Annotated in this window: 20 protein-coding genes and 1 pseudogene; 11 read left to right on the top strand and 10 right to left on the bottom strand. The window is 67.3% G+C overall.

What is annotated here, in order from left to right; genetic code table 11:
* Positions 1–24 precede the first annotated feature (24 nt).
* The 4 genes from A7V84_RS14100 to A7V84_RS14085 are packed head-to-tail and all read left to right on the top strand — an operon-like array spanning position 25 to position 2,863.
* Complete coding sequence (locus A7V84_RS14100; RefSeq protein ID WP_025515671.1) at positions 25–687, top strand: 4-carboxy-4-hydroxy-2-oxoadipate aldolase/oxaloacetate decarboxylase; 663 nt, start codon at positions 25–27, stop codon at positions 685–687.
* 14 nt (positions 688–701) lie between these two features.
* Positions 702–1,097 (top strand): carboxymuconolactone decarboxylase family protein, encoded by a 396-nt coding sequence (locus A7V84_RS14095; RefSeq protein ID WP_033535018.1) that lies wholly within the window; start codon positions 702–704, stop codon positions 1,095–1,097.
* 57 nt (positions 1,098–1,154) lie between these two features.
* Positions 1,155–2,153 carry a Bug family tripartite tricarboxylate transporter substrate binding protein gene (locus tag A7V84_RS14090; RefSeq protein WP_063491547.1) on the top strand — a complete coding sequence of 333 codons (999 nt, stop codon included), beginning with the start codon at positions 1,155–1,157 and terminating at the stop codon, positions 2,151–2,153.
* A gap of 17 nt (positions 2,154–2,170) precedes the next feature.
* Positions 2,171–2,863, top strand: coding sequence for an RraA family protein (locus A7V84_RS14085; protein WP_063491548.1), 693 nt, complete (start codon positions 2,171–2,173; stop codon positions 2,861–2,863).
* Between the two features lie 17 nt (positions 2,864–2,880).
* Here the strand turns inward: A7V84_RS14085 and A7V84_RS14080 are convergent, their stop codons facing one another.
* The 3 genes from A7V84_RS14080 to A7V84_RS14070 are packed head-to-tail and all read right to left on the bottom strand — an operon-like array spanning position 2,881 to position 5,558.
* Positions 2,881–3,792 (bottom strand): DUF1932 domain-containing protein, encoded by a 912-nt coding sequence (locus A7V84_RS14080; protein WP_063491549.1) that lies wholly within the window; start codon positions 3,790–3,792, stop codon positions 2,881–2,883.
* Positions 3,792–4,577 carry an RraA family protein gene (locus A7V84_RS14075; protein ID WP_082832936.1) on the bottom strand — a complete coding sequence of 262 codons (786 nt, stop codon included), beginning with the start codon at positions 4,575–4,577 and terminating at the stop codon, positions 3,792–3,794. The genes A7V84_RS14080 and A7V84_RS14075 overlap by 1 nt, the downstream gene beginning before the upstream one ends.
* Positions 4,578–4,586: 9 nt before the next feature.
* Entirely contained in the window at positions 4,587–5,558 is a 972-nt protein-coding gene (locus A7V84_RS14070; RefSeq protein WP_033535016.1) for a Bug family tripartite tricarboxylate transporter substrate binding protein, read from the bottom strand.
* A gap of 142 nt (positions 5,559–5,700) precedes the next feature.
* Between A7V84_RS14070 and A7V84_RS14065 the strand changes: the two genes are divergently transcribed.
* Positions 5,701–6,612: a LysR family transcriptional regulator gene (locus A7V84_RS14065; RefSeq protein WP_025515658.1), complete on the top strand. Its 912-nt coding sequence runs from the start codon at positions 5,701–5,703 to the stop codon at positions 6,610–6,612.
* 10 nt (positions 6,613–6,622) lie between these two features.
* Here the strand turns inward: A7V84_RS14065 and A7V84_RS14060 are convergent, their stop codons facing one another.
* From A7V84_RS14060 to A7V84_RS21515, 3 genes and pseudogenes are all read right to left on the bottom strand, one after another.
* Positions 6,623–7,468, bottom strand: a complete 846-nt coding sequence (locus A7V84_RS14060; RefSeq protein ID WP_051348260.1) for a beta-keto acid cleavage family enzyme — start codon at positions 7,466–7,468, stop codon at positions 6,623–6,625.
* Positions 7,465–7,893, bottom strand: a pseudogene (locus A7V84_RS21705) (aminotransferase class III-fold pyridoxal phosphate-dependent enzyme); the annotation flags it as partial. The gene A7V84_RS14060 and the pseudogene A7V84_RS21705, both read right to left, overlap by 4 nt.
* Before the next feature lie 214 nt (positions 7,894–8,107).
* Positions 8,108–8,344 carry an MlrC C-terminal domain-containing protein gene (locus tag A7V84_RS21515; protein ID WP_063491551.1) on the bottom strand — a complete coding sequence of 79 codons (237 nt, stop codon included), beginning with the start codon at positions 8,342–8,344 and terminating at the stop codon, positions 8,108–8,110.
* On the opposite strand from A7V84_RS21515, the gene A7V84_RS21510 reads away from it, so the two are divergent.
* Both A7V84_RS21510 and A7V84_RS14040 read left to right on the top strand, forming a co-directional pair.
* Positions 8,334–8,876 (top strand): LysR family transcriptional regulator substrate-binding protein, encoded by a 543-nt coding sequence (locus A7V84_RS21510; protein ID WP_063491552.1) that lies wholly within the window; start codon positions 8,334–8,336, stop codon positions 8,874–8,876. The genes A7V84_RS21515 and A7V84_RS21510 overlap by 11 nt on opposite strands.
* Before the next feature lie 263 nt (positions 8,877–9,139).
* Positions 9,140–11,443, top strand: coding sequence for a mechanosensitive ion channel domain-containing protein (locus A7V84_RS14040; protein WP_157988194.1), 2,304 nt, complete (start codon positions 9,140–9,142; stop codon positions 11,441–11,443).
* Positions 11,444–11,454: 11 nt separating this feature from the next.
* Here the strand turns inward: A7V84_RS14040 and A7V84_RS14035 are convergent, their stop codons facing one another.
* Positions 11,455–12,873, bottom strand: a complete 1,419-nt coding sequence (locus A7V84_RS14035; protein WP_257792242.1) for a glycoside hydrolase family 32 protein — start codon at positions 12,871–12,873, stop codon at positions 11,455–11,457.
* A 259-nt stretch (positions 12,874–13,132) separates the two neighbouring features.
* Here A7V84_RS14035 and A7V84_RS14030 point away from each other — a divergent pair, with 259 nt between their 5' ends.
* Positions 13,133–13,996, top strand: coding sequence for a hypothetical protein (locus A7V84_RS14030; protein WP_025515648.1), 864 nt, complete (start codon positions 13,133–13,135; stop codon positions 13,994–13,996).
* 190 nt (positions 13,997–14,186) lie between these two features.
* Entirely contained in the window at positions 14,187–16,043 is a 1,857-nt protein-coding gene (locus A7V84_RS14025; protein WP_231886782.1) for an esterase/lipase family protein, read from the top strand.
* 11 nt (positions 16,044–16,054) lie between these two features.
* On the opposite strand, the gene A7V84_RS14020 is transcribed toward A7V84_RS14025, so the two are convergent.
* A complete protein-coding gene (locus A7V84_RS14020; protein ID WP_033535015.1) occupies positions 16,055–16,918 on the bottom strand; it encodes a DMT family transporter in 864 nt (287 codons plus the stop codon).
* Between the two features lie 119 nt (positions 16,919–17,037).
* Here A7V84_RS14020 and A7V84_RS14015 point away from each other — a divergent pair, with 119 nt between their 5' ends.
* Positions 17,038–18,420 carry an aminotransferase-like domain-containing protein gene (locus A7V84_RS14015; RefSeq protein ID WP_025515644.1) on the top strand — a complete coding sequence of 461 codons (1,383 nt, stop codon included), beginning with the start codon at positions 17,038–17,040 and terminating at the stop codon, positions 18,418–18,420.
* Here the strand turns inward: A7V84_RS14015 and A7V84_RS14010 are convergent.
* Positions 18,410–20,392: an alkyl/aryl-sulfatase gene (locus tag A7V84_RS14010; RefSeq protein WP_033535013.1), complete on the bottom strand. Its 1,983-nt coding sequence runs from the start codon at positions 20,390–20,392 to the stop codon at positions 18,410–18,412. The genes A7V84_RS14015 and A7V84_RS14010 overlap by 11 nt on opposite strands.
* 146 nt (positions 20,393–20,538) lie before the next feature.
* Between A7V84_RS14010 and A7V84_RS14005 the strand changes: the two genes are divergently transcribed.
* A complete protein-coding gene (locus A7V84_RS14005; RefSeq protein ID WP_025515639.1) occupies positions 20,539–21,300 on the top strand; it encodes a hypothetical protein in 762 nt (253 codons plus the stop codon).
* 2 nt (positions 21,301–21,302) lie between these two features.
* Here A7V84_RS14005 and A7V84_RS14000 read toward each other — a convergent pair whose 3' ends face one another.
* Positions 21,303–24,863 (bottom strand): BTAD domain-containing putative transcriptional regulator, encoded by a 3,561-nt coding sequence (locus A7V84_RS14000; RefSeq protein WP_063491553.1) that lies wholly within the window; start codon positions 24,861–24,863, stop codon positions 21,303–21,305.
* Between the last annotated feature and the right edge of the window lie 125 nt (positions 24,864–24,988).

Raw genomic sequence — 24,988 nt, 5'->3', positions numbered from 1 at the left:
GCCAACACCCGAGGAGACAAGAACATGCCCGATACCAAGATCGACTACCCGGCTCTCTATGAGGCCTATGCCAAGGTGGCTTCGGCCACTGCCCACGAAGCCATGGGCCGGCGCGGCGCGGTGCAGTCGACCGTCAAACCCATCCGCCTGGGCATGCGCCTGCTGGGCCGCGCCTTCACCTGCTCCTGCCCGCCGGGCGACAACCTGACCCTGCATGCCGCCCTGAAAATGGCCCAGCGCGGCGACGTGATCGTCTGCGACGCCGGCGGCTACACCGAGCAGGGCCTGTTCGGCGACGTGATGGCCAGTTGCGCCATGGGAATGGGCATCGCCGGCCTGCTGGTCGACGGCGGCGTGCGCGATTCCGCCACCATCCATGAAGTGGGTTTCCCGGTGTTTTCCTGCGGCGTATCGATCAAGGGCGCCGTCAAGGAGACCCTGGGCACCCTGAACCAGCCGGTCGTGATCGGCGGCGTCACCGTGCACCCGGGCGACCTGGTGATCGGCGACGATGACGGCGTGGTCATCGTCCCCATCGGCGAGGCTCGGGCGCTCATCGCCGCCTGCGAAGAACGCGAGGCCAAGGAGACGCGCTTTCGCTCCGAACTGCTGACCGGCAAAACCACCTGGGACATGCTCAACCTGGGTGACATCATCAAGCGCAAAGGCATCACGCTCGATATCTGACCCCGGAGGACACCATGCCCAAACCCCAAGCCATCGAATACGCAAACGCCTCGCCCGCCGTACGCGAGATCTTCGACGACATCAAGGCCACCCGCAAGGTCGATGACGTCAACAATGTCTGGAAATACCTGGCCAACGATCTGCCGCTGCTGCGCCGCACCTGGGCCGGCGTGAAGGAAGTGATGGGCCCCGGCGTGCTTGACCCGGTGGTCAAGGAAATGCTGTACCTGGCCGTGAGCATCACCAACAACTGCGGCTATTGCGTGGCCAGCCACAGCGCCGGCGCCTACAAGGCCGGCATGACCGACGCCATGTTCGGAGAGTTGATGAGCATCGTCGGCATGGCCAATGAAACCAATCGGCTGGTGACTGGCTACAGGGTGCCCATCGATCCGATGTTCGAGCAGTAAAACCCATAACGCGGCGCACGGGCCCCGCGGCCCGAGCAGCCGCTGGAGGAGACCCACGTGTTCCAACATCCGCGCCGCAAGGCGCTATGCGCAGCCCTGGCCGCCGCCCTGCTGGCGGCCGGCGGCCTGACGTCGCAAGGGGCCCGCGCCGCCGGCTACCCCGAACGGCCCATCCGCATCCTGGTGCCTTTCGCACCGGGCGGCGGCCAGGATATCTTTCTACGCCTGATCGCACCCCGGGTGTCGCAAGCCCTGGACCAGCCACTGGTGGTCGAGAACCGCCCCGGCGCAGCCGGCAACATCGCCGCCACCGAGGCCGCGCGCGCCACGCCCGACGGCTACACCCTGCTGCTGGGCACCGCCGCCACGCACGGCATGAACCAGTCGCTCTACAAATCGCTGCCCTTTGACGCGGTCAAGAGCTTCACGCCGATCACACAGGTGGCCGAGGTACCGCTGGTGCTGGTGACCCACCCCTCCGTGCCGGCCGCGGACGTCGCCGAACTGGTGGCCTATCTGAAGCAGCGCCCCGGCGAGGTTTCCTATGGATCCTCGGGCGTCGGTGCGCCGCTGCATCTGGCCGGCGAACTGTTCAAGCGCGCCGCCGGCGTGGACGCCGTGCATATCCCCTATCAGGGTTCCGGCCGGGCCATCCAGGATCTTCTGGCCGGACGCACCCTGTTCATGTTCGACACCTTTGCGGCCACCAATCCGCATGTCGAGGCCGGCAAGCTCAAGCGCCTGGCCGTGGCCAGCGTGAAGCGTTCGGCGGCCGCCCCCGAGGTGCCGACCATGGCCGAGGCCGGCTACCCGGACGTGAACGTGTACTCCTGGAGCGGCGTCTTCGCGCCGGCTGGCGCGCCCGAGGCGGCTGTCCAGCAACTGGCCAAAGCATTCTCGGACGCCGTGGCCGCCCCCGCCATCGCCGGTCAGCTCGCCAGCATGGGTTTCGACCCGGTGAAGGACTCTTCCCCCGAGAAACTGCGCGACCACGTCGCCGCCGAACTGAAGAAGTGGGATGAGGTCGTGCGTCAGACCGACATCACCCTGAACTGATCTCCAAGGAGAAATCTATGCCTTCCCCGAATCATGCCGCTGGCCAGCGGGATGCCGCTCTGGCCTGCCTGCAGGATCTGCCCGTCAGCCTGCTGTTCGACGCCAAGATGGCCCTGGGTCTGCCCGACACCACGCTCGATCCGTGCGTGCGCCTGCTGGCAGGCCATCGCATCCTGGCGCGCGCCCATACCATCGGCCGCATCCCGAAATCCCCCAATGCCGGCCAGGAGGAGATCGACCCGGGTCTGTCCTTCGCCATCCAGGAAGTGATCGACGCCTGCGGGCCCGACTCGGTTCTGGTCATCGCCACCCAGGGCATCGCATCACATGCCAACTGGGGCGGCAACATGGCCGTGCGCGCCAGCATCGTCGGCGCCCAGGGGCTGGTGACCGACGGCGCCGTACGCGACCTGCACGAGATGGAAGAACTGGGCATGAACATCTTCGCCCAGGGCACGTCGCCACGCGCCGGCCAGCACCGCCTTGCCACCACCCTGCGCAACCAGCCGGTGATGTGCGCCGGGGTCTATATCCGCCCGGGCGACATTCTGGTGGGCGATGGCGACGGCGTGATCGTGATCGATCCGGCGCAGGCCGAGCAGATTGCGGCCAAGGCCCATGAGCTGCTGCGCATCGAAAGCGACATGCAGAATTACATGCGCAATGGCGCCAGCTTGCTGCAAGCCGTGAAGAAATACCGGATCCGCTGAGCGCGGATCCGGCAGGATCACTCCCCGCAACGGCGCTCAGGCGCCGTTGCACCCATGACAGGATCCAGCGCCGCCAGAGCGGCATCCAGATCGGCGGGCAAGCGGCCGCCGAAGGCATCGCTCACGCGCGCCTGGGCGGTACGCGCCAGGACGTCGCGCGTGGCGCGGGCCATCGATGGCGGCACGCCGAGCTCATCGAGCACCTGCACGGACATGTCGAGCTCGTGCATGCGGCGCTCGGCATGCAGCACATGCGTGGTCACCAGCAGTTGCGCCATCGAGGCGGCCGACCGGCTGTCCAGCATGGCGCAGAAGCTGTCCAGCACCTCGGTCTCCACCCCCATGCGCCGCGCCGCCACCAGCGCCTCGACATACAGGGTCTCCAGTCCCTTGGCCAGTACGCTGCGCACGATCTTGATAGCCGCCGCATCGCCGCAACGCTGGCCGATGGCGCGCAGGTTCATTCCGAAAGGCGTCAGCGCCGCAACCACGTCCCCGGCACGGACACCCGCCAGCACGATAGGCACGCGAATGCCGTCGGCCGCCGCGCCCAGCACGGCAGCATCGACGAAGTCGCGCCCGCTGGGCTGCAGGGCCTGCTCCACGGCGCGCTTCTGTTGCGGCCCCATGGAGTTCAGGTCCACATAGATGGCGTGCGGCGCCAGATGCGGTGCGCAGTCGGCGGCGGCCTGGCGGGCCGCCTGCGAGGTGACGGCGGAGAAAACGATATCGGCTTGCCCCAGCCCTTCGGGCGCGGCGACAAAGGTCGCGCCGGCCGCCTGCACGCGCACCGGCGCCTGGGTGTCGGCGGGCACGCTGTAGGCCAGCACCCGCGGCACCCCGGCCGCGCACAGGCCCTGCATCAGCGCCGTGCCCAGTTGCCCGGCGCCCACAAAGCCCACCACGATCCCGGATCGGCCGGCCGCCATCACCATTTCTCCGGCGGCAGGATGCCGGCCGTTTCCCGTGCCGACGCGCCGCTGCTGAGCGCAGCCAGCAGATGCTGCTCCAGGCCCGCGGCAGCCTGGGCACGGGCCAACACCTCGGCCGCCACGTGCTGCGGCACCACGATCAGGCCATCGGCGTCTCCCAGCAGCAGATCGCCCGGGCGGATCTGTACGCCGGCAATATCCACCGGACCGTTGAACTCGGCCAGCTCGATACGGTGTTTTCCGGTGCGCGGCGTGATGCCGCCGGCCCAGACCGACAGGCCCATGGCCCGCATGTTGGCCACGTCACGCACACAGCCATCGGTGACCAGGCCGGCCAGGCCGGCCTCCTTCATGGCCACGGCCATCAGCCCGCCGAAATTGGACGCATCGCGAATGCCGTGCGCCTCGATCACCATGACGTCGCCCGCCAGGCACAGCGTGATCTGGTCGCGCCCGCCCAACTGGGGCGGCGGCGTGCCCTGGGCCAGGGTGAAGCCGCTGTTGGAGCGCGCCGGCACATGGCGAATGGTCACGGCCGGCCCGACCAGGCGCTGGCCGGGATCCAGCGGCGCCAGCGTGCTGGCCGGAATGGCCGTGTCGAAGCCATAGGTATCCAGGATGTCGGCGACCGTCGAGGTCAGATCCGGCAGCGCCTGATAGCCGGCGATCAGCGCCGCATCGGGACGCGGAAAGTCCACCAGCCGGATGCGTTCGGCCGGAATCAGGCCCAGCAGTCGGTCGCCATAGGCCGACAATTGTTCGGCCACGCAGGGATGGGTCATGGGATTGCCTCATTGCACAGTGATGCCGGCCCGCTTGACCGCGCCGGACCAACGCGCCAGATCTTCATCGAGCACTTTGGCATAGGCTTGCGGGGTCGAACCGATGGGGATGATGCCTTGCGCCTCCAGACGCTCGGCGAAAGCCGGATCGCGCGAAATCGCGGCGATGGCGGCACTCATTTTGTCCACGATGGCTGCCGGCGTGTGCTTGGGCGCCAGCACGCCCAGCCACCAGTCGATTTTCAGCGAGGGCAGCCCTGCCTCATCCAGCGTCGGCAGCTCGGGCGCCACGCGGCTGCGCTGATCGCCCGTGACCGCCAGCCCGCGCAGGGTGCCGGCTTTCATGTGCTGGATCGCCGAGGTGATGACCAGAAACGCCGCATCGACGCGCCCGCCCAGCATCTCGGTGACCAGCTGCCCCTGACCCTTGAACGGGATGTGCAGCATGCTCATGCCGGTTTCCATGTTCAGATAGGCATTGGTCAGGTGGGCCGGGCTGCCCACGCCGGTCGAACCGTAGGTGAGTTTGTCGGGGTGGTTCTTGATATAGGCGATGAACTCGGGCAGGGTCTTGGCAGGGACTTTGTCCGTGACCACCAGCGCCACAGACAGGCTGGCCGCCAGGCTGACCGGCTCGAAGTCCTTCACGATGTCGTAAGGCATGCTATCGGAGAGCGCCTTGTTGGTCACCAGCGAGTTCGAGGTGACCAGAAAGGTATAGCCATCCGGCTCCGAACGGGCCACCGACGTCATTCCGATGCTGCCGCTGGCGCCGCCCCGGTTCTCGACCACGAAGGTCTGCCCCAGCCGCTTCTGCAGGGCATGCGCCAACTCGCGTGCAAAGACGTCATTGCCTCCGCCTGGCGGGAAGGGCACCACCAGACGGACCGGCCGCGAGGGCCATCCGGTCTCGGCGGCCAGCGCCGCCCCGCTTACCACCAGTACCGCGCACAACAGGAAAAACCGCTGCAGGATCTTCATGTTCTCCTCCCTTGATGGTCCGGCCTTGAGGCGACCGTTTTTGCTTTGCGGCCATTCTTCCATGCGCGCCAAATCGGATAAAGCGAATTAAACTGCTCGATCCCAATCTCTTTTTTTCATCAGACAGGCAAGAGGAGGTGGTTTGTTGACCCTGAAACAGATCGAGGCGGTGTACTGGGTGCACACCCTGGGCAGCTTTCACGCGGCCGCGCAGCGCCTGAACGCCACGCAGTCGACCATCTCCAAACGCATCCAGACACTGGAAGACGCGCTGGGCGTGGAACTGTTCGACGCCGCGACCCGTACCCAGCTGACCATCAAGGGTCGTGAACTGCTGGCCGATTTCGAGCGCATGCTGGAACTGCAGCAAAGCGTCATCAGCCGGGTGGGAGCCGAGGGCAGCTACTCGGGACGCTTCAGTTTCGGCGTGACCGAGATGGTGGCGCTGACCTGGCTGCCTGGCCTGATCGGCCGCATCCAGCAGGTCTATCCGGAGATCGTGCTCGAACCCAAGGTGGACCTGACCACCAGTCTGTGGCCGCAGATGATGTCGCGCCGCCTGGACCTGGTGATCTGCCCGGCGGTCGATGCGCTCGCGCCGCCCTTCGCCAGCATCCCGCTGGGCTACATGGATTCGGTGTGGATGTGCCGCCCCGGGCTGGTGCCAGCCACGCAGGGCGTCGTGCCCGTCCAGACGCTGATGGAGCATCCGCTGCTGGTCTACTCCGAAGGCTCACTGCTGCACCAGGGCCTGCTGCGCGCCCTGGCGGCCATGCGCCTGCGCCCCAAGAGCACGGTGGTGTGCAACAGCATGATCGCGCTGGCCGAACTGGCCAGCGCCGGCCTGGGGGTGGCCTATCTGCCGCGCGAGTACTTCAGCGCCTACATCCGCTCCAATGAGCTGTGCGCGGTGCAGACCAACCTGGCCCTGCCGCCGCTGGAGTACGTGGCCGTGCACGCCAACAACGCCATCAGCCGGCATATCGCCGAGCTGGCGCGCCAGCAGTGCCACTTCGGTCGCTGGCGCCGCAACGGCCTGGGCGTGCCGCGCTAGAAACGCTGCGCTACGCCGTCATGGCGCGCAGCGCCTGGGCATCGCCGATCCGGTAGCCCAGGCGGGCCAACGGATCGCGCACCGCCTGCAACAGGGCGGCATTGTCGTAGGCGGCGCTGCCATCCGGCATGGCCATATTGTTCTCGAACCCGATGCGGGCATGCCCGCCCAACAAGGCCGCGGCACTGGCGCAATCGGCCTCCCGCCTGCCGAACGCGCACATCGACCAGGGCGGCAGGCCAGCCTGCGGGTCTGCCTGCCGCCAGGCGTCCAGGAAGGGCAGCAGATCCTGCGGGGAAGACACCTGGCCGGGCGTGTAGCGCCCCAGCACGAACAGCACCCAGTGCCGCGAGGGCGCGATCACTCCCTCGCGGCGCAGGCGCAGATAGGTTTCGACGTCCGCGCGGTCATACAGGATGTATTGCGCCACTGTCCCGTGCTCGTGCATCCAGGCGAAGAACCCGGCTGCCGCCGGCAGATGGCTTTCATCGGGCAACACCTCGCGCAAGGCCACGGACGCCGCTTCCGGCCGCAAGGCCTTGACCACGTCGATCTGCTGCGCAGGCGAATACATGCCGACCGCCTCGGTCGTGATCTGGATCACCAGTTCCTGGCCTACCGCGCGGCGCACTGCCTCGGTGGCGGCCTGGTAACGCGTCACATCCAGCGAATGCCGCCCTGCATCATCACGCACATGCATGTGGATCATGGCCGCGCCCGCGCGCAGCGACTGCCGGGCGCAGTACGCCAGCTCATCGGGCGTGACAGGCAATCGGGGATGATCGGCAGCGGTCTTGCGCGCCCCGTTGGGCGCCACCGAGAGAATCAGGGTTTTGTCTTGAGCGGCGTTCATCATGCCTCCTGCGCGAACGTCTGGCCGACCCGCGGCAACACGGCCTGCACCGATGCCGCGAAACGGTCCACGATAGCGTCGATCTGGCTGGCGGTCGTAATGAATGGCGGCGCGATCAGGGCATGATCGCCCCGCACGCTATCTATCGTACCTCCCATGGGGTACACCAGCAGGCCATTGCGCATGGCCGCCGTCTTGAGCTGGGCATGCATACGCTGCTGCGGCGCCAGCGGCGCCTTGGTCTGGCGATCGGCGACGAACTCGACGCCGACGAACAGGCCCCGGCCCCGCACATCGCCCACATTGGGGTGATCGGCGAACGCCTCGCGCAGACCGGCGCGCAGCTGTTCACCGCGCTCCAGCACGTTGGCCAGCAGGCCCTGCCCGGCGATCACCTTCTGCACGGCGAGCGCCGCCGCGCAGAAGGTGATCGCCCTGACCGACAGCAGCGTCTCCCCCATCGCGCTGCAGGCCGACTGCGTGTTGCCGTTCTCGAACGAAAGCCCATCATTCTTCCCGTCCATCAGTGCCGGCGTAGCGGCGGTCGAGGTGCTGGTCGCGCAACTGCTTGCCAAGCAGGGCAAGGGCGCCATCAAGGCCCTGGAAGCCGCCGAGACACAGTTGCAACGCACCGGCGCCCCGCTAGGCCGGCTCAGCGGCATCGAAAGGATAGGTGTGCGCACGGGGCACATGCCGGTACGGCAGCAAGGTCAGATCGGCCGGCCCCCAGTCTGGCGTGTCCACGATCAGAATCGCGGCGCTGGCCGGCTCGAAGAAGGCGCGAAAGTGCGTCTTCGAGCGCAGCACCACATAATCGAATTCATCCAGCGAGCGGCCGATCCGGGTCAGGCAGTCGTCGTCGACCGCCGTGCTCAGCAAGGAAGTCAGGGACTCCATCGCCGGAGAGGCGCTTGCGCTGCTGCGCGAGCGCCGGGTCGATGTGGCGATCACCGCGCGCGGCGACCAGAGACCGGCCGACCTGCTGTACGAAGAGCTGTTCAGCGAACCCTTCGTGCTGTTCCACAGCGCAGCGATCGCTGCGCCGCTGCGGCATTGGGACACCGCAAAGCTGGGACGCCTGCCCCTGATCAGCATGCTGCCCGGCACCAGTGTGCGCGAGCTGACAGAGAGCGTCTTCCAGAAAGAGGCCCAGCGCTTCGAGCCCATGTACTCCCTGCGCGATCTGGGTGCGATCGCCCGCTTCGTGCAGGCCAACTGCGGCATCGCGCTGTTGCCGGAGTCCGCCGTCGACTACAGCGCCCTGCGCGGCGTCAGGAAGACCCGCCTGAAGAACGCCCCCACGCGCTCCATCGGGCTGTTCATCCGCCAGGGGGAACCCTGCGGCCGGCTGTTGCAAACCACCCTGCAGGCGCTGCGCGAACTGGGGCGCGCGCGCCAGCACGAGCCCTGAGCGCATCCGGGAAAGGCGGACGGACGGGTTCATTTTTTTGCGCGAGCCACGTAGGATGCAGGGTTTGGAGGCCACGGCCGCAAGGTGGCCGACACCTGCTTCCTGACGACTCGCCGTGTCGCGGCGCGAGGACTCCGGGCCGCGCTGCCTTGCGGCCCGCCTTCGCTTCCCTCCCGTTTTCACTGGATACGATGACACTACCCCGACGACATACGATCCCCTTTCTTTCTGCATTTCCGGCCCGCTTGCACTGGCATGCGCTCTTGCCCCTGCTGTTCGGCCTGCTGTTCTTCCTGCTGACGCCTGCCGCCGGCCATGCCGAGACTGCGGCTCCCGCTTCGTCGCAGCAGCTGGCGGATCTGCTTGAGGATCCGGCCTCGCGCGAGGCCCTGATCCAGCAGTTGCGCAAGCAGACAGCCGCCAGCGAGTCCGCGCCCCTGACGACCGACGGCACAGCGGACTTCAGCGCCGACCTGGCGCGCTTTCTGGGCTCGCTGGGGCAGGAACTCAATACCGCCGTGGATACTTTCCGCTCGCTGGGCAGCGGCGAGGGGATGTCCGACGTAAGCGCCGAAATCTGGCGCAGCGTCCTGACCAATTTCGCCATCGTCGCCGCCATCACCTTGCTGGCCTGGGCGGTGCTGCGCTGGCTTGCCGGTTTCTACTATGCCCGCGTCGATCGCCGGCTGGCCGATGGCCCAGCCGGCAATGACCCACACCGCCCGCTGCGCTATCGCAACGCTACCGCCATCGGCGCCACGCTGCTGCTGGATCTGGCGGTGGTGGCCCTGGCGACGCTGGCGGGCTATATCGCCAGCCTCTGGCTGGTCGGCCAGCCGGCCAGCATCGGCATGCTGGAAGATGTCTTCCTGAAGACCTTCCTCGCCACCGAGGCGGTCAAGACGCTGGTGCGCATGGTCTTCGCCACCCGCTATCCGCATCTGCGGCTGGTGGACATGCCTGACGACGAGGCCACCTTCTGGAACAACTGGCTGGAGCGCCTGATCAGCGTCAGCAGCTACAGCCTGCTGATCGCCGTGCCACTGATCAAGGCCATCTTTTCGCCGGCCGTGGGGCAGATGCTGGGGCTGGTGATCATGCTCGGCGTGTACATCTACGCGCTGCGCGTGGTGTGGCGCAACCGCAAGCTGCTGCGCGAGCGATTGCTCCTGCGGGCACAGCACGCATCGGCCTTCTTCGGCACCCTGCTGCGCATGCTGGCGCGTATCTGGCATCTGCTGGCCATCGCCTACTTCACGGTGCTGCTCGGCGCCAGCCAGCTGGCGCCCGACCGCGCCCTGCCTTTCATGGTGCAGGCCACGCTGCAAAGCCTGCTGGCCATCGCCATTGCGCTGGTGCTGTCGGCCGTGCTGACCCGAGTGGCGGCGCGCCGCATCGAGCTGCCCGGCGCCTGGCGCAATCGCCTGCCGCTGCTGGAGCGCCGCCTCAACGCCTACGTTCCGGCCGCCTTGAAGGGCTTGCGTCTGCTGCTGCTGGTGCTGGCCACGCTGGTCGTGCTCGACGCCTGGCAGGTGTTCGACCTCAGCGCCAGCCTGGCGTCCGATCGCGGGCGCGCCGCCATCTTCATGCTGGTGCGTATCGGCATCGTGCTGTTGATCGCGGTGGGTTCGTGGACGCTGGTGGCCAGCGTGATCGAACATCGCCTGAGCCTGAACGGCACCTCCCCGGGGCAGCCCAGCGCGCGTGAACGCACCTTGCTCACGCTGTTCCGCAACGCGGCCATGGTTGTCATCGTCACCATGACGGTGCTGGTGCTGCTGGCCCAGATCGGCATCGACATCGGCCCGCTGATCGCCGGCGCAGGCGTAGTCGGCCTGGCCATCGGCTTCGGCGCACAGAAGCTCGTCCAGGACATCATCACGGGCGTGTTCATCCAGCTCGAGAATGGCATGAACCAGAACGACGTGGTCGAGGTCGCAGGCGTCTTCGGCACCGTTGAGAAGCTCACCATCCGTTCAGTCGGCATCCGCACGCTGGACGGCGCCTACCACCTGGTGCCCTTCTCTTCGGTGGATACCGTGGTCAACCACATGCGCGACTTCTCGTATCACGTGGGCGAATACACCATCGCACATCGCGAAAACGTCGATGACGCCGTGGTCCACCTGAAGGCCGCCTTCGCTGAGCTGCAGCAGGACGAGGTGCTGGCGCCCGAACTGCTGGACGACATCACGGTCGCAGGGGTGACCTCCCTGAGCGAGCGCGGCGTCACCATCCGCATCCTGATCAAGACCACCCCGGGGATGCAATGGGCCGTGCAGCGCGGCTACAACCGCCTGGTCAAGAAGCATTTCGATGCCGCCCGCATCGAGCTGCCCTATCCGCACCGCGTGCTGTACTTCGGCCAGGACAAGAACGGCAACGCGCCAGCCATGCGCATGCAGCAGGCCGAAGCCGGCCCGCCGGTGGCGCCGGGACGCGCCGCCGCGCCCGGGCAGACGCCCGGCAGGCTGGCGCGGGCCTCCAGGCAGGCCAGCACCGATGTGCTCGGCAACGAACTGGAGCCGGCCAACAGCCTGGACGAAGAACCGCCCAAACCGGCCTGAGCGCCTTGCCGTCAGGGCGCCAGGGCGCGGGCCTGCAGACTGGCCTGCAGGCCCGCGCCCCCGTCGATGAACACCTCGACGGTCTGCGGCGGCTGCCGGAAAAAATGCAGCAGGCTCATCGCCACGCTTCCTTCCATGCCCAGCAGTTCGAGCGAGCACTGGTCCAGCACGAGATGGGCGTCAAACGAGGTAAACGGCTGCAGCACCGAATGGATCGCCTTGTGCATCCAGAACGGATGCTCGAACCCCCGCAGACCCGAACGGTCGACATAGAAGCCGGGATAGACGCCCTGGCTGAAGCCTGCCTCAAGCCACTCGCCGGCACGATTTGAAATCCGCACTCGGTAGCGGCTGCCCGGACTGAGCGAAGCTGCCAGCTTCAACTCCAGCGCGCAGCCGGCCGGCCAGTCAAAACGAGCCAGGCTACCCGTCGCCTGACGCCACTGGCGCGACAGGTCGGCATCCCCGTCCATCGGCGCCAGGCCGGCAAAGCGCTGCACCACCAGCCAATGATCTCCCTCGCAACGCAAGGCCATCCGCCGCGCCAACGTCATGGCGCCCCGCGCGGGCCAGGCGGGCGTATCGGCGGCATACAGCCAATTGCTCATCCAGGCCATGGCCAACGTCTCGCCCGGCAGGTTGGCGAAGGTCTGCAAGGCATAGCAGTCGGGCCCGCTGTCCAGTAGCCGGGTCGCGCCATCCAGGGGCGTGAAGCGCTGCCCGTCAAAGTCGCCCACGAAATACTGCACCGCACTGCCTCCCAGCGGTGCTCCCGGATTGATGGAGATGAACAGCACCCAGCGGCTGCCGCCGCCCTCCACAGGCAGCTCGACCAGGTCCGGGCACTCGTAATCCAGCCCCAGCAACCCAGCCAGCCCGAACCGGCTGGCCTCGCGCCAGCGCCGCAGATCCGGCGACGTGTAGATGATGATCTGGTGGCGCCGGGCCAGGGCGATCACCATGACCCAGCACCGGCTGGGCGGATGCCAGAACACCTTGGGATCGCGAAACGCGCCGGAACCGATATCCAGCACCGGATTCCCCTCGTAGGGGGTCAAGGGTGTTCCGGCCAGCGGCCCGCAGGCCAGCTCCTGGGCCTGGCGCTGCGGCCCGGCGCGCGTGTATACGGCCACCACGCCGCCCGGCGCGGCCTCGAACAGGCCACTGGTATTGCCGGCGTCGCAGACCATCGAGCCACTGAATGCCTGCCCGCGCGCATCGGGAGCGAGCACCGGCGCGTGCGTACGCCAGCGCAGCAGATCCCGGCTGCTTGCATGACCCCAATGCACATTGCCCGGCCGGGGCGCATCGGGATTGTGCTGGTAGTAGAGGTGATAGACCCCATCCAGGAAAATCAGGCCGTTGGGGTCGTTCATGAAGCCCTGCGGCGGGCTGTAGTGAATCAGGGGTCGATACCTTGAGTCATCCATGGCGTGCGGGCAGGGAGACGGCCGGGCCGTCGATGACAACCAGTATAGGGCGCCCCGGCGAGAGCTCATCAAAGACCGCAGCACGCCAATCCGCGCAAGGCGGCCACAGCCCCGGCGAGATCGGAAATCTTGCGCCTGCCATCAGCATTCTTGGCCCATGGGTCATGGCGGCGCAACACGCCCGCCACACAATGCCTGCAGTGTCCGGAACAAGACACCCATGGCCCGATGCCCGGGCCGATACCAGGAGCCCCGCCCCATGATTTCCCCTCTGCTGCGTGTTCTCGCCCTGCCCCTGCTCGCCTCTGCCGCCACGGTCGCCGCGGCCCAGGGTTCCATCGATAACCAGGCACTGTCGCAGCCGCAGTTCCGCGAGCACAAGGCCACCTATGGCCTGGTCTACCGCCTGCCGCAGGATGTCAATGCCACGCTCGACGCGAAAGTCATGCCGCGCGTGAAGGCTGCCCTGCTCAAGGACGGCCTGAACACCGAGGCCGCCACGCCGAACATCCCCCATGTGACGGTGGTGCATATCCACAGCGCCGATCCGCAGACGCCCGCCCGCATGCTCAAGGCGCTGCCCAAGCCGCCGGCGCCGATCCAGGCCCAGTTGGTCAAGTTCTACACCACCGAAGCCGCCAAGGATGCCGGGCACCCCTGGTGGCTGGATCTCGGCGTGGCCAAGGAAGGCGCGGGTTTCGAGGCCATGATGGCCTACAACACCCAGGCCACCGCTGCCCTCACGCCGCTGCGCGACGGCCCGCTGCCGCGCGTGACCGGCCCCGTCTATGCCAAGATGGGCGAAGCCGGCCGCAAGCTGGTCGCCGAACAGGGTGTCTCAGGCGTGAACGTGGTCAGCGGCGGTAAAGAACTGCGCACCCACAACCCGCACACCACGCTGGTCTACAGCATGGCCCCGTACGCCCAGCACAAGGCTTCGATGGATGCGCTGGCCGCCGAACTGAACACGGTGCTGCCGCAAGGCCTGCCCGCCACCTTCAAGGATGTCTCGATCGTCGAAATCGGTTTCGCCGGCAACGTGCTGCGCGAGATCTATCGCATCAGCCTGGCCGACGGCTCGGTGCTCGATGTCGCCAGTGGCAAGCCGGTGGCACGCCCCTGAACGCCAACAGGCGGCCCGGCCCCGTGCCCGGGCCGCGCCTGCAAGGATCGTCCGGCGAGGCCGTCACACGCACCAGCAGCGCCGCCCGAATATGATATCGGGCGGCGCTCTCCTTGCGTTTAACCCTGCCTTCCCTACGGCGATGCCTCTTTCACGCTCACTCCTGGCGCGTTGTTCCAGCCTCCTGCTCGTGCTGCTGTGCGTCGGCTGCGCGGGCGTCAAGGTCTCCTCCGTCAGCACCCGCGACTACGTGACGCAGCGCCGGGGCGACGTGCTCACCACCGGCAGGCTCAGTGCCGCGGCCGACGAAGCCATCGCCGTGCTGGGCCTGGAAATGAACGGCTGCCGCAAGGCGCAGCCTGCCTGCATCGACGACGTCCGCCGCAACGATGGCCTGGACGATGAGCGCCGGCTGGCCACGCTGTCGGAGCTATGGCTGCTGCGCGCCCTGACGCTGGAGCGCAGCAGCCCGAGCGACGCGGCGCAGCGCGATGCGATGTTCGATGCCTACCTGCAAAGCGCGCGCTACGCCTATGCCTACCTCTTCTTCACGGCGCGACCGCCCAGCGCGCGCGCCTTCGAGGATCGTCAGTCGCAGGTGCGCGACTACTACAACTTCGCCGTGCAGCAGTCGACCACCGTGCTTTTCGAGCGCTATCGCGACACTGCCCGCATCGTCGACAATACCGGCTACATCCAGGTCGGCGACTGGCATCTGCGCGCCGTCATGGATGACCTGCGCCTGCGCGGCGGCGAGATCCAGCCCAAGGAACTGATCCCGGCCTCGACGCTCACTTTCCAGGGGCTGCGCAGCATGTACCGCCGCGACGGCTTCGGCGCCGAGCTGGTGGCCGTGATGGCCGCCAGCGTCAACGAGCGCTTGACCTTCGAAAGCGCCTACAGCGAAACGCCGTTTCCCGCGCTGACGGTGATCCTGACCTTCCGCGGCAATACGCTGCAGGAGGTGCTCGAGACCCACCGCGCCACCCTTACGGTCTACGACCCCTATCGGCGCTACGAAGTGCCGCTGGGTGGCGTGAGCGTACCCCTGGCGGCCAACTTCACCTCCGGCTATGGCCTGTGGCTGGCCCGCTCCGGGTTTGCCACCCAGGCCCTGCGCAATGCGCTGGGCAGCGAAGACAGCCTGGACGCACCGCACATCTACCTGCTGCAACCCTATGACCCCAAGCGCCGCATCGTGGTGATGCTGCATGGCCTGGCCAGCAGCCCCGAGGCCTGGATCAACCTGGCCAATGAGGTCCTGGGCGATGAGGTGCTGCGCCGCAACTATCAGATCTGGCAGGTCTACTACCCCACCAATGCGCCCATCCCGCACAACAACGCCGAGATCCGCAAGGCCCTGCGCCAGACCCTGAATCACTTCGACCCGGATCGCGCTGCACAGGCCTCGCAGGACATGGTCATCATCGGCCACAGCATGGGTGGTGTGCTCAGCCGCCTGATGGTTTCCTCGTCGGGCAACCTGCTCTGGGACGCCTTGCAGGAAAAGCACCGGCTGAGTCCGGATCAACTGGCGCAGGCCCAGGCCGATTTCGGCGACATGATGCGCTTCGAGCCCTTCAACGGCATCAGCCGCGCCGTCTTCATCGCCGCCCCGCATCGCGGCACCGAGTTCGCCGAGAACCGCCTGGCGCGCTGGGTCTCCAACCTGATCACGCTACCGGCCACGGTACTGCGCAAATTCTCGCAGCTGACACAAAGCCCGGACGGCGCACAAGCACCGTCCTCCGAGCCGCTCTACCTGCCGACCGGCATTGACAACCTCAGCCAGAGCGATCCGTTCATCACCCTGAGCGCAAGCATGCCAATCTCGCCTGCCGTGCGCTATCACAGCATCATTGCCAACAACACGCCCAGGCTGCCGCTGACGGAGTCCTCCGACGGACTGGTGCCCTATCGCAGCGCCCACCTGGAAGGCGCGGCCTCGGAGCTGGTGATCCCCTACTCGCACAGCGTGCAGGAAACCCCCAAAGCCATTCTGGAGATCCGCCGCATCCTGCACCAGCACGTGGGCCAGACGCCCTAGCGCCTGCGTCGTCAACGGGCGTACTTCCTCGCGCCCGCCACGCAGACCACGGCCACCAGCGTCGCCAGCAGCATCGCCATGCTGACCTCCTCGTGCAGAAAAAGCGCTGCCAGCCCCAGCCCCATGAAGGGCTGAAACAGCTGCAACTGCCCGACCGCCGCGATGCCGCCCAGGGCCAGGCCGCGATACCAGAACACGAAGCCGATCAGCATGCTGAACAGCGACACATAGGCAAAGCTGAACCAGACGGCCGGCGTGATGGGGGCAAAGGACGCAGGCCTGAGCGCCAGCGTCAGCGGCAGCATAATGGGCAAAGACAATACCAGCGCCCAGCTGATGACCTGCCAGCCGCCCAGCACACGAGCAAGCCTGGCGCCCTCGGCATAGCCCATGCCGCAAACCGCAACGGCAGCCAGCATCAGCAGATCCCCCTGGACAGAGGCGCCGATGCCCGCGCGCGCGGCATAGCCTGTCACGCAGGCCGCCCCCGCCAGCGAGAACAGCCAGAAAGGCCCACGCGGGCGTTCGCCGCCGCGCAACACGGCAAAAATGGCCGTGCTCAGCGGCAAGAGCCCCAGGAACACGATAGAGTGCGCCGACGTCACGTACTGCAGCGCCAAGGCCGTCAACAGCGGAAAGCCTACCACCACGCCCGACGCCGTCAGCGCCAGCGACGGCAGTTGCGCGGGGACGGGCCTGGGCTGGCGCAGCAAGCTCAGCAGGGCCAGTCCCAGCAGGCCGGCAATGGCGGCGCGCGCGCAGGTCAGAAAAAAGGGATCCAGCTGCGTCACCGCCACGCGGGTGGCAGGCAACGAGCCCGCAAAAATCGCGACGCCGATCAAACCGCTCACCCAGCCGCTCGTGGCTTTTTCCATGCAATACGCTCCTTGAGACATCCGGCGAGTACAGCATGGCTATCCTGCAGCGTCCACGCACAGTACAGTACAGATAAGAAGAACTGTTATGTTTTGAATCCAGCACAGTGGAGCGCACCATGGCACGCAACGGCACCCGGATCCAGCGGGTCATGAAAGAGGTGCAGGGCCGGATCACCGCCCGCCAGGCCCTGCCGGGGGCCCGCCTGCCTTCGGTCAGGGCCCAGGCCAGGGCCCTCGGCGTATCCGTCTCGACGGTGGTGGAGGCGTATGAACGCCTGGCCGCCGAGGGCTTGCTGGTGTCGCGTCCCGGCTCAGGCTTCTATGTCAGCGGCCCCATCGCGCCGCTGGCCCTGGCCGAAATCGGGCCACGCATGGATCGCGAAGTGGACCCGCTATGGATCTCGCGCCAGTCGCTCGATGCCAGCCCCGACACCCTGCGTCCGGGCTGCGGGTGGCTGCCGGACAGCTGGATGTATGAACAAGGCGTACGGCGCGCCTTGCGCGGGCTGGCGCGCGCGACCACACCGGCGCTGACCGAATACAGCACGCCGCTGGGCCACCCGCCGCTGCGGCAGGTGCTGGCACGCCGGATGGCCGCCACCGGCATCGATGTCCCGCCAGAGCAGATCCTGTTGACAGATTCCGGCACCCAGTCCATCGACCTCATCTGCCGTTTCCTGCTCGAGCCTGGCGACACGGTACTGGTCGACGACCCCTGCTACTTCAATTTCCATGCCCTGCTCAAGGCGCATCGGGTCAAGGTGGTCGGCGTGCCCTATACCCCCGGCGGCCCGGACCTTGCCGCGTTCCAGGCGGCGCTCGATGCCCATGCGCCGCGGCTGTACATCACCAACTCGGGCATCCACAATCCGACCGGCGCCGTGCTTGCCCCGCCGACCGCGCACCGCCTGCTCAAGCTGGCCGAACCCGCCGGCCTGACCATCGTCGAGGACGACATCTTCGCCGACTTCGAGACCACGCCTGCCCCGCGCCTGGCGGCCTTTGACGGCCTGACGCGCGTCATCCACATCAGCAGCTTCTCCAAGACCGTGTCGGCCTCAGCGCGCTGCGGCTACATCGCTGCGCGCGCCGACTGGATAGAAGGCCTGCTGGACCTCAAGACCGCCACCACCTTCAGCAGCAGCCGCATGGCGGCAGACCTGATCCATCGCATTCTCACCGACAGCGGCTATCGCCGGCACATGGAGGCCACCCGCCTGCGGCTGGCCCAGCAACTGGCACGTACCGCGGCCCGCCTGCGCCGGCTAGGCATCCAGCCCTGGCTGACCCCGGCGGCCGGCATGTTTCTCTGGTGCCGGCTGCCCGAAGGCAGGCGTGCGGCCGACGTCGCCCGCGCCTGCCTGAAGGCCGGCGTGGTCATGGCGCCGGGCGATGCTTTCAGCCCTGCCGCCGAGGCAGGCCGCTTTCTGCGTTTCAATGTTGCCCAATGCACCGACGAGCGGATTTTCACGGTACTGGCCGAGGCGCTCAGGGTGTGACGATGTTGAACCAGAGCGGCGGCTCTTCGAACAGGCCGGCGAACTCGACCAGCTTGCGCGGCGCCCCGGAAATGCGCGCCCGCTTCGACTTGATGGCGCTCTTCCAGTCCAGCGCCCTGGCCTGAATGCGCTTGAAATCGTCGAACGAGACTTCCACCGTCGCCTGTGCCGGCAAGCCATCGCGCGTGCTGTAGTTCAGCACCGAATTGCCGACGCTCAGGGTATAGGTACGATCCAGATCCGGGAAGCGGAAGGCCACGGCCAAGGTTTTGCCTGCCACTTTTTCGGCATCCAGCCGCACGGCCATCAGGTCGAACATCATCTCGGGCGTCAGTGCCGCCAGCATGTCGGCATTGTTGCCCGCCGGCACGGGCACCTCTGGCGTGCCATGGCGCAACTCCAGGGCGCCCTGCAGATAGATCGAACGCCACGGCCCCGATTCGGCCTGATAGCCGAGCTGTTCATAGGTGGCAGCCAGCAGCTCCCGCGCCGCCTTGTCCTGCGGATCAGCGAACACGGCATGCTTGAGCACCATGGCGGCCCAGCGATACTCGCCCTGGTCGAAGTCGTGCCGGGCGCGCTCCATCAGGCGGTCGCGCCCGATGTATTCCACGTACTTGCGCGCGGCCTCGACCGGCGGCAGCACGTCCAGGCTGGACGGATTGCCGTCATACCAGCCCATGTAGTACTGATAGACCGCTCGCGCGTTGTGCTTCAGCGTGCCGTAGTAGCCCCGGGCGGCCCAATCATCGCGCAGGGTCGGCGGCAGCTCGATCCGCTCGGCGATCTCCTCGCCGGTGTAGCCCTTGTTCATCAGGTTGACGCTGCGATCGTGGATGTACTTGTACAGATCTCGCTGCCGGGTCAGGTAGGCCTGCACGCGCTCCTGGCCCCAGACCGGCCAATGGTGCGCCTGGAACTTCACCTCGGCCTTGTCGCCAAACCACTCCAGGGTCTGATTGATGTAATAGGCCCACTGTCTGGCATCACGCACCTGGGTGCCGCGCAGCGAAAGGACGTTGTGCATGGTGTGGGTGGTGTTCTCGGCCATCCACATGGCCTTGAACTGCGGCAGATAGGTGTTCATCTCGACCGGCGCCTCGGTGCCGGGCGTGAGCTGCATCACCATTTCCACCCCGTCGACCACCAGTTGCTCACCGGTCCGCGCCACCAGGCGGGTAGGCGCGATCAGCGAGACCGTGCCCAGCGGGTTGGTCATGCCCAGGCCCGACCCCACGCCGTGCCGCGGCCCACGCGGCAGGAAGGCGCCGTACATGTAGGTGGCGCGGCGCTTCATGGCATTGCCGGCGATCACGCCTTCGCTGATGGCATGCTCGAAGAAACCCTCGGGCGCAATGATCTCCACTTGCCCCGCATCCACGGCCGCCTGGTCCACCACGCCCCTGACCCCGGCGTAGTGATCGATGTGAGAGTGGCTGTAGATCACCGCCTTGATGGGCGCCGGCTCCACGTGCTTCTGAATCAGCGCGGCGGCGGCCGCGGCGGTTTCCGTGGAGGTCCCCACGTCAAAGACGATCCAGCCGGTCCGGCCGCGCACGAAGGTGATGTTGGACAGATCGTAGCCCCGCACCTGGTAGATGCCGTCCGTGACCCGATAGACCCCGTCCAGCAGGTTCAGCTGGGCCATCCGCCACAAGCCGGGGTGCACGGTGGCCGGCGCTGCGCTGTCCTGGGTGATGAAGGCCTTATAGGAATCCAGATCCCAGACCACGTTGCCGCGATTGCCCTGGATGCGCAGGCTGGGCTCGCGATGGATCAGGCCACGCGCGGCATCCTCGAAATCCTGACGGTCTGAAAACGGCAACGTCCGCATCCATTGGGCGTGACGCTGCGCGGTGGCCCGGGATGCCTCGGCGGCCGGCACGTCCTGCGCCGGGGCCGCCTGGGCTGTCGCCAGCCCGGCGCTCATCCATGCCGCCGCCAACAAACGTCTCGCAATTGCCTGTGCCATGGCGCGCTTCTCCTTGAAACATGAAGCGACCGATTCTGCGGCACAGCCTGGCGCGCCTCCAGCCCTGGCTGGCGCCGCGGGCATCGGGCATTAAATGCTTATTCAACGCGGGCTTCCTATCTTCGGCTTTTCGAACAGGAGTCCGCATGAAAAAGCCCATCTACTGCCTGCTGGCAGCCGGCCTGTTGAGCGCCCAGGCAATGGCCCAGTCGCAGAACGAGGCCAACAACCCCCTCAGCCCGCGCCCGCTTGTCAGCCTGCACGACTACTACGTGCCCAAGCTGCACAATATCGACAACGCCTGGGCCAACCAGACCCTGGTGCGAGGCGTGCTGCCCAACAAGACCTTCGGCCGCCCCCAGCTGTGGCGCATCAACATCCCCATCATGGCGCTCAGCCATGACAGGCTGGGGCGCAAATCCGGGCTGGGCGACATCAGCCTGATGGATATCTTCATGCACTCGGGGGAGGATTTTTCTTATGGCATCGGCCCGATGCTGGTCATGCCCACCGCCTCCAACGACTGGCTCGGCCAGGGCAAATGGCAGATCGGTCCGGCTGCTGCGCTGGTCGCCACGCGCAAGTGGGGCCTGGCCGGCGGTCTGCTGACCTTCCAGCAATCGTTTGCCGGCAACTCCAATCGCGACAAGGTCAGGATGGCGACCTTCCAGCCCGCACTGTTCTACAACCTGCCGCAGGGCTTCTACCTGCGCTCCAGCGCCGTGTGGACCTTTGATATGGAAAAGCACACGCGCGCCATACCCATCGGCCTGGGTCTGGGGCGGGTGACGAAGCTGGGCGGACACAGTTCGATCAACGCCTTCGTCGAGCCACAATACTCGGTCGACAAAAAGGGCGCCGGGGTGCCGGTATGGCAGGTCTTCGCCGGCATCAACTTCCAGTTCTGAGGCTAGCCCGGCTGGCGCTGCACCCATTCGCGGCGCGCGGCGAAATCGGGAAAGCACGCACGACGCTGGCGTATCCAGCCCTCATAGGCATACAGGCCCGACTGAAGCACTTCCTGCTGTGCAAGGGCCCAGGCCTGTTGCGCGCCCGCCTGGTCGGCGCGCACCCAGGCAAGATCGCCACGCAGGCAATGGACCTCCGGCAGCAGCAATCGCGAAGCGCGCTGCCGGGCAATGTCCACAACCCGGTCGAGCGCCTGGGCGGCCCGCGTGAGCGCTCCCTGCGCCAGCAGGCAACGCGCCAGGATGCAGAGAAACGCGTCCTCGGCCAGCGGCATGCTGCGGGCGAACTCGGGGGCAAGCGCCAGCAGCCGCTCCAGATCCTGGCCGATCTCCTCTCCCTTGACCAGGCGGCAGTACAGCACATAGGTTTCGGCCACCGCTGCCCAGACACTGCCGGGCCACTGCGGCTGCAGGGCCTGCAACAAGCCCTGGCTGCGCAGGGCCAGAGCAGGCAGGTCGCCCTGCAGATACAGAATGCGCAGCATCTGGATTTCGGCGATGACGGCGGAAATGCGCGACTGGCTCTGCGCGGCCAGCTGCAAAGCCAGCCGTGCCTGTTGCAGACCCGCCCCGTGACGCCCCTGCACCGCCCGGGTCAGGCCCAGCAGGCTGTGCACCATGGCCGGGCAATGGTGCCCCAGAGCGCTGGCCAGCGACGGCGGAGACGCCATCTGCGACAGGGCACGCAAGGCCTCCTCCAGCACTTCCTCGGCCTGCTGCGCCGCGCCTTTCCAGAACAGGTATTGCGCCTCGGCATAGAGGCCCCATCCATACCAGGCGCTCTGCCCCAGGCGACTGGCCTGAGACTGCAACTGCTTGGCGCAGGCCAGGCTCTCGGGCAAGCGGCCCGCCCCGTGCGCCAGCACCCACTCGCCCCACAGTACCGGCAGGGCATCCTGGGGGCTGCCGCCCCGCCTGGCCGCCTCACGGTAGGCCTGCGAGGCGGGCGCCGCGGCCGGGCCGCCATGGCTGAATTCCAGCGCCCCCAGCGTCACATAGCTCTGATGTTCATACTGGCGGCGCAGTTCGACGTCGTTCATGTATTGCAGGCTGCCCAGGGCCTGCGCCAGGTGCTCGGCGGCCTGGCCGGTCTGGCCCTCGGCCAGCGCCGCATCGATGGCGCGCCGCCACCACAGGGCCGCTTCGGAAGAATGGGCCTGGGCCAGACAGGCGGCGATCTGCTCGTGAGCCTGCCGGGCCTGGATCAGGCTCAGCGCCAGCCGGCCATACAACCGCCGGCTTTCCTCCTTGCCGATCAGACGCCGCAAGGCACGCCGCCACAAGGGCGCACACTCGATGCCCTGCGCCGACGCGCTTTGCAGCAGACCGCGCGCCACCAGACCGTCCAAGACCTGCTGCGTGCGGGACGCATCCAGTTCGCAGGCACAGGCCAGCCCCGCCACGCTGGCCTGCTCCCACAGCACGGCGGTGTAAAGGACGCGGCGGGCCACCTCATCCAGCCCGGCGAGCTCCTCCAGCAGCCGATCCGCCAGGCGCGGCAGATACTCCGGCGGCAACCCGAGCCGCATCATGTGCGCCATATCCTTGATGAGCATGGGGTTGCGCCGGCCCAGCTCACGTATGCGGTCGCGGGCGCTGCCCGGCAGACGCCGCCCGCGTGCATAGAAGCTCATGGCCCGATCGGCATCGGCAGGCGTGAGCGGCGACAGGGGCAGCGCTTGCGCCGCCGCAAGCGCCGGCTGATCCTGGCGCGCCAGGATTAGCAACAAGACCCCGGCCGGATGCGCCGCCAGCGCCTTCCACGCCTCGGCCAGCAGGGCGTCCTGATCCCGCGCGAGGCGGTCGGCATGATCCAGCACCACCACCAGCGACCGGCGGCGCGTTGCCGCCCACGCCGCCACGGCGCGCAGCAAACGACAGACGCCCGGCGAGGCCGCCTCGTCCGCCGGCTGCGACAACCGCGCCTGCAGCTCGTCCAGCTCGCCATCGGCGATGCCGGCCCCACCCTGCAGGCAAAGGCGCAGGGCATGGCGCCGCGGCGCATCGGGCCCGGCTTGCACGAACGCGAGCGCCGCAGCCAGCACGTCGGGTTGTGCGAGATCCAGCATCAGAGGCTGGGCGCCCTCGCGCGCCGCATAAGACAGCAACGCCTGGGCCAGGCGCGATTTGCCCAGGCCCAGGCCGCCGCTGATCCAGAAGGCCTGCTTGTCGGCCCGCTCGCGGCAGCGGCCCCACTGCTGCACCAGAAACTCGAACGCCTGCTGGCAGCCATAGACCGGATCATTGGGCCAGGGGCCCTCGCCCAGCGCAAAACAGGGGCCTGCGGCATCGCGCCGCTGCTCGATCTGCCAATCCGACAGCCTGGCGGCCGCCTGCGGACTGAGCAGAATTTCGCCGCGCCGCGCCTTCCAGGCCAAGGGCACGACCATTTGACCGAACAGGCTATGGGCGTTGACCTGCTGCTCGTCGACCAGAGCCAGGCTGACATGCACAGCCTGACCGATGCGGATGTTCTCCGGTGCGCGCAGCGCGCGGATGGCGCAGGCCAGCGCCAGCACGCGCGCCACCGGCGCGGACTGCTCCTGCGGAAAACCGAAGTGCGCCAGCAACGTGGATCCGCTGGCCTGACTGAGCCAGGCGCCGTGCTGACGCAACATTTCCACCAGCTGATCGTGCCAGGAATCCAGATAGGCGACGGCCTCATCGGGGACCAGATCGCCGTCGAGATCGCTGGCAGCCTGCTCGCCAGGCTGCCAGGACAGGGCCACCGCCAGCGTGGTGACCGTGCGGTAATCCTCGCTCTGGCGCGGCGTGGCCTCGACGCCACGCATCGGCCAGGCCGCATCGACCAGATCGCGCGTCTGGCTGGCGGGCGCGACACCCAGGTGCTGGCGCAGGGCCTGCTCGCACTGGGCATAGGCCTGCAAGGCCGCCGGACGCTCGCCGCGCTGCATCAGCACGCCGATCAGCAAGCGGTGATACGCCTCCTGCTCGGGGGACTGCTGCACCCATGCCTTGGCCGCCTCCAGGGCCTGGTCGAGCTCGCCGCAAGCCTGCAGCGTCTCCATCTCCTGCACGCGCAGCCGCAGCAGCTCCAGCGCCAGGCGGTCGGCCCAGCTCTGGCGCCAGGCCATGAAAACGTCGACTTCAGGGACCTTCAGGCCATCGAGAAAAGGCCCTCCATACAGGCTCAGCCGCTGCGGCCCGGGTGACGGGCCGCCGGCCAGAAAATCCAGCACATCGACCCGCACCGCGCCGGCCGACACCGCAATCGCACCGTCGTGGCTGCTCAATACCTGCTGCGCGGCCTCTCCCAGCGCCCTGCGCAAACCATGCAAGGCATGCCGCAACCGCGCAAGCGCCTGATCCCGCGGGGCATCCGGCCAGAGCATCCGGGCCAGCACGTCGCGGTGCATGGCGCGCCCTTCGGACAGGCACAGCACGGCTGCCAGCAGCTTGACCTTGTCATAGCGAAGCAAAGACGTGCGGTCGCATTGATCGACCATCAAACGGAAGGAACCCAGCAGGCCCAGGGCAATCATTGGACGATGCTCCGACCGGGCGCATCCGCAGCGTCCCGGCCTATCGTGTCAAAGAGACGGTTGCGACGAGACCGAGGCTCGTAAAGATTCGCAATTTATGCCCGATTGTACCGACACAATACTGA

This window comes from Bordetella trematum, assembly GCF_900078335.1.
Taxonomy (GTDB): Bacteria; Pseudomonadota; Gammaproteobacteria; order Burkholderiales; family Burkholderiaceae_B; genus Bordetella; species Bordetella trematum.
This window is presented reverse-complemented; position numbering and strand designations above follow the sequence as displayed.

Excerpts from the sequence above, each read along its gene's own strand:
- A7V84_RS14100 (WP_025515671.1), top strand. The coding sequence starts at position 25 with ATGCCCGATACCAAGATCGACTACCCGGCTCTCTATGAGGCCTATGCC.
- A7V84_RS14095 (WP_033535018.1), top strand. The coding sequence starts at position 702 with ATGCCCAAACCCCAAGCCATCGAATACGCAAACGCCTCGCCCGCCGTA.
- A7V84_RS14085 (WP_063491548.1), top strand. The coding sequence starts at position 2,171 with ATGCCTTCCCCGAATCATGCCGCTGGCCAGCGGGATGCCGCTCTGGCC.
- A7V84_RS14080 (WP_063491549.1), bottom strand. The coding sequence starts at position 3,792 with ATGGCGGCCGGCCGATCCGGGATCGTGGTGGGCTTTGTGGGCGCCGGG.
- A7V84_RS14075 (WP_082832936.1), bottom strand. The coding sequence starts at position 4,577 with ATGACCCATCCCTGCGTGGCCGAACAATTGTCGGCCTATGGCGACCGA.
- A7V84_RS14070 (WP_033535016.1), bottom strand. The coding sequence starts at position 5,558 with ATGAAGATCCTGCAGCGGTTTTTCCTGTTGTGCGCGGTACTGGTGGTA.
- A7V84_RS14060 (WP_051348260.1), bottom strand. The coding sequence starts at position 7,468 with ATGATGAACGCCGCTCAAGACAAAACCCTGATTCTCTCGGTGGCGCCC.
- A7V84_RS14035 (WP_257792242.1), bottom strand. The coding sequence starts at position 12,873 with ATGGATGACTCAAGGTATCGACCCCTGATTCACTACAGCCCGCCGCAG.
- A7V84_RS14030 (WP_025515648.1), top strand. The coding sequence starts at position 13,133 with ATGATTTCCCCTCTGCTGCGTGTTCTCGCCCTGCCCCTGCTCGCCTCT.
- A7V84_RS14020 (WP_033535015.1), bottom strand. The coding sequence starts at position 16,918 with ATGGAAAAAGCCACGAGCGGCTGGGTGAGCGGTTTGATCGGCGTCGCG.
- A7V84_RS14015 (WP_025515644.1), top strand. The coding sequence starts at position 17,038 with ATGGCACGCAACGGCACCCGGATCCAGCGGGTCATGAAAGAGGTGCAG.
- A7V84_RS14010 (WP_033535013.1), bottom strand. The coding sequence starts at position 20,392 with ATGGCACAGGCAATTGCGAGACGTTTGTTGGCGGCGGCATGGATGAGC.
- A7V84_RS14005 (WP_025515639.1), top strand. The coding sequence starts at position 20,539 with ATGAAAAAGCCCATCTACTGCCTGCTGGCAGCCGGCCTGTTGAGCGCC.
- A7V84_RS14000 (WP_063491553.1), bottom strand. The coding sequence starts at position 24,863 with ATGATTGCCCTGGGCCTGCTGGGTTCCTTCCGTTTGATGGTCGATCAA.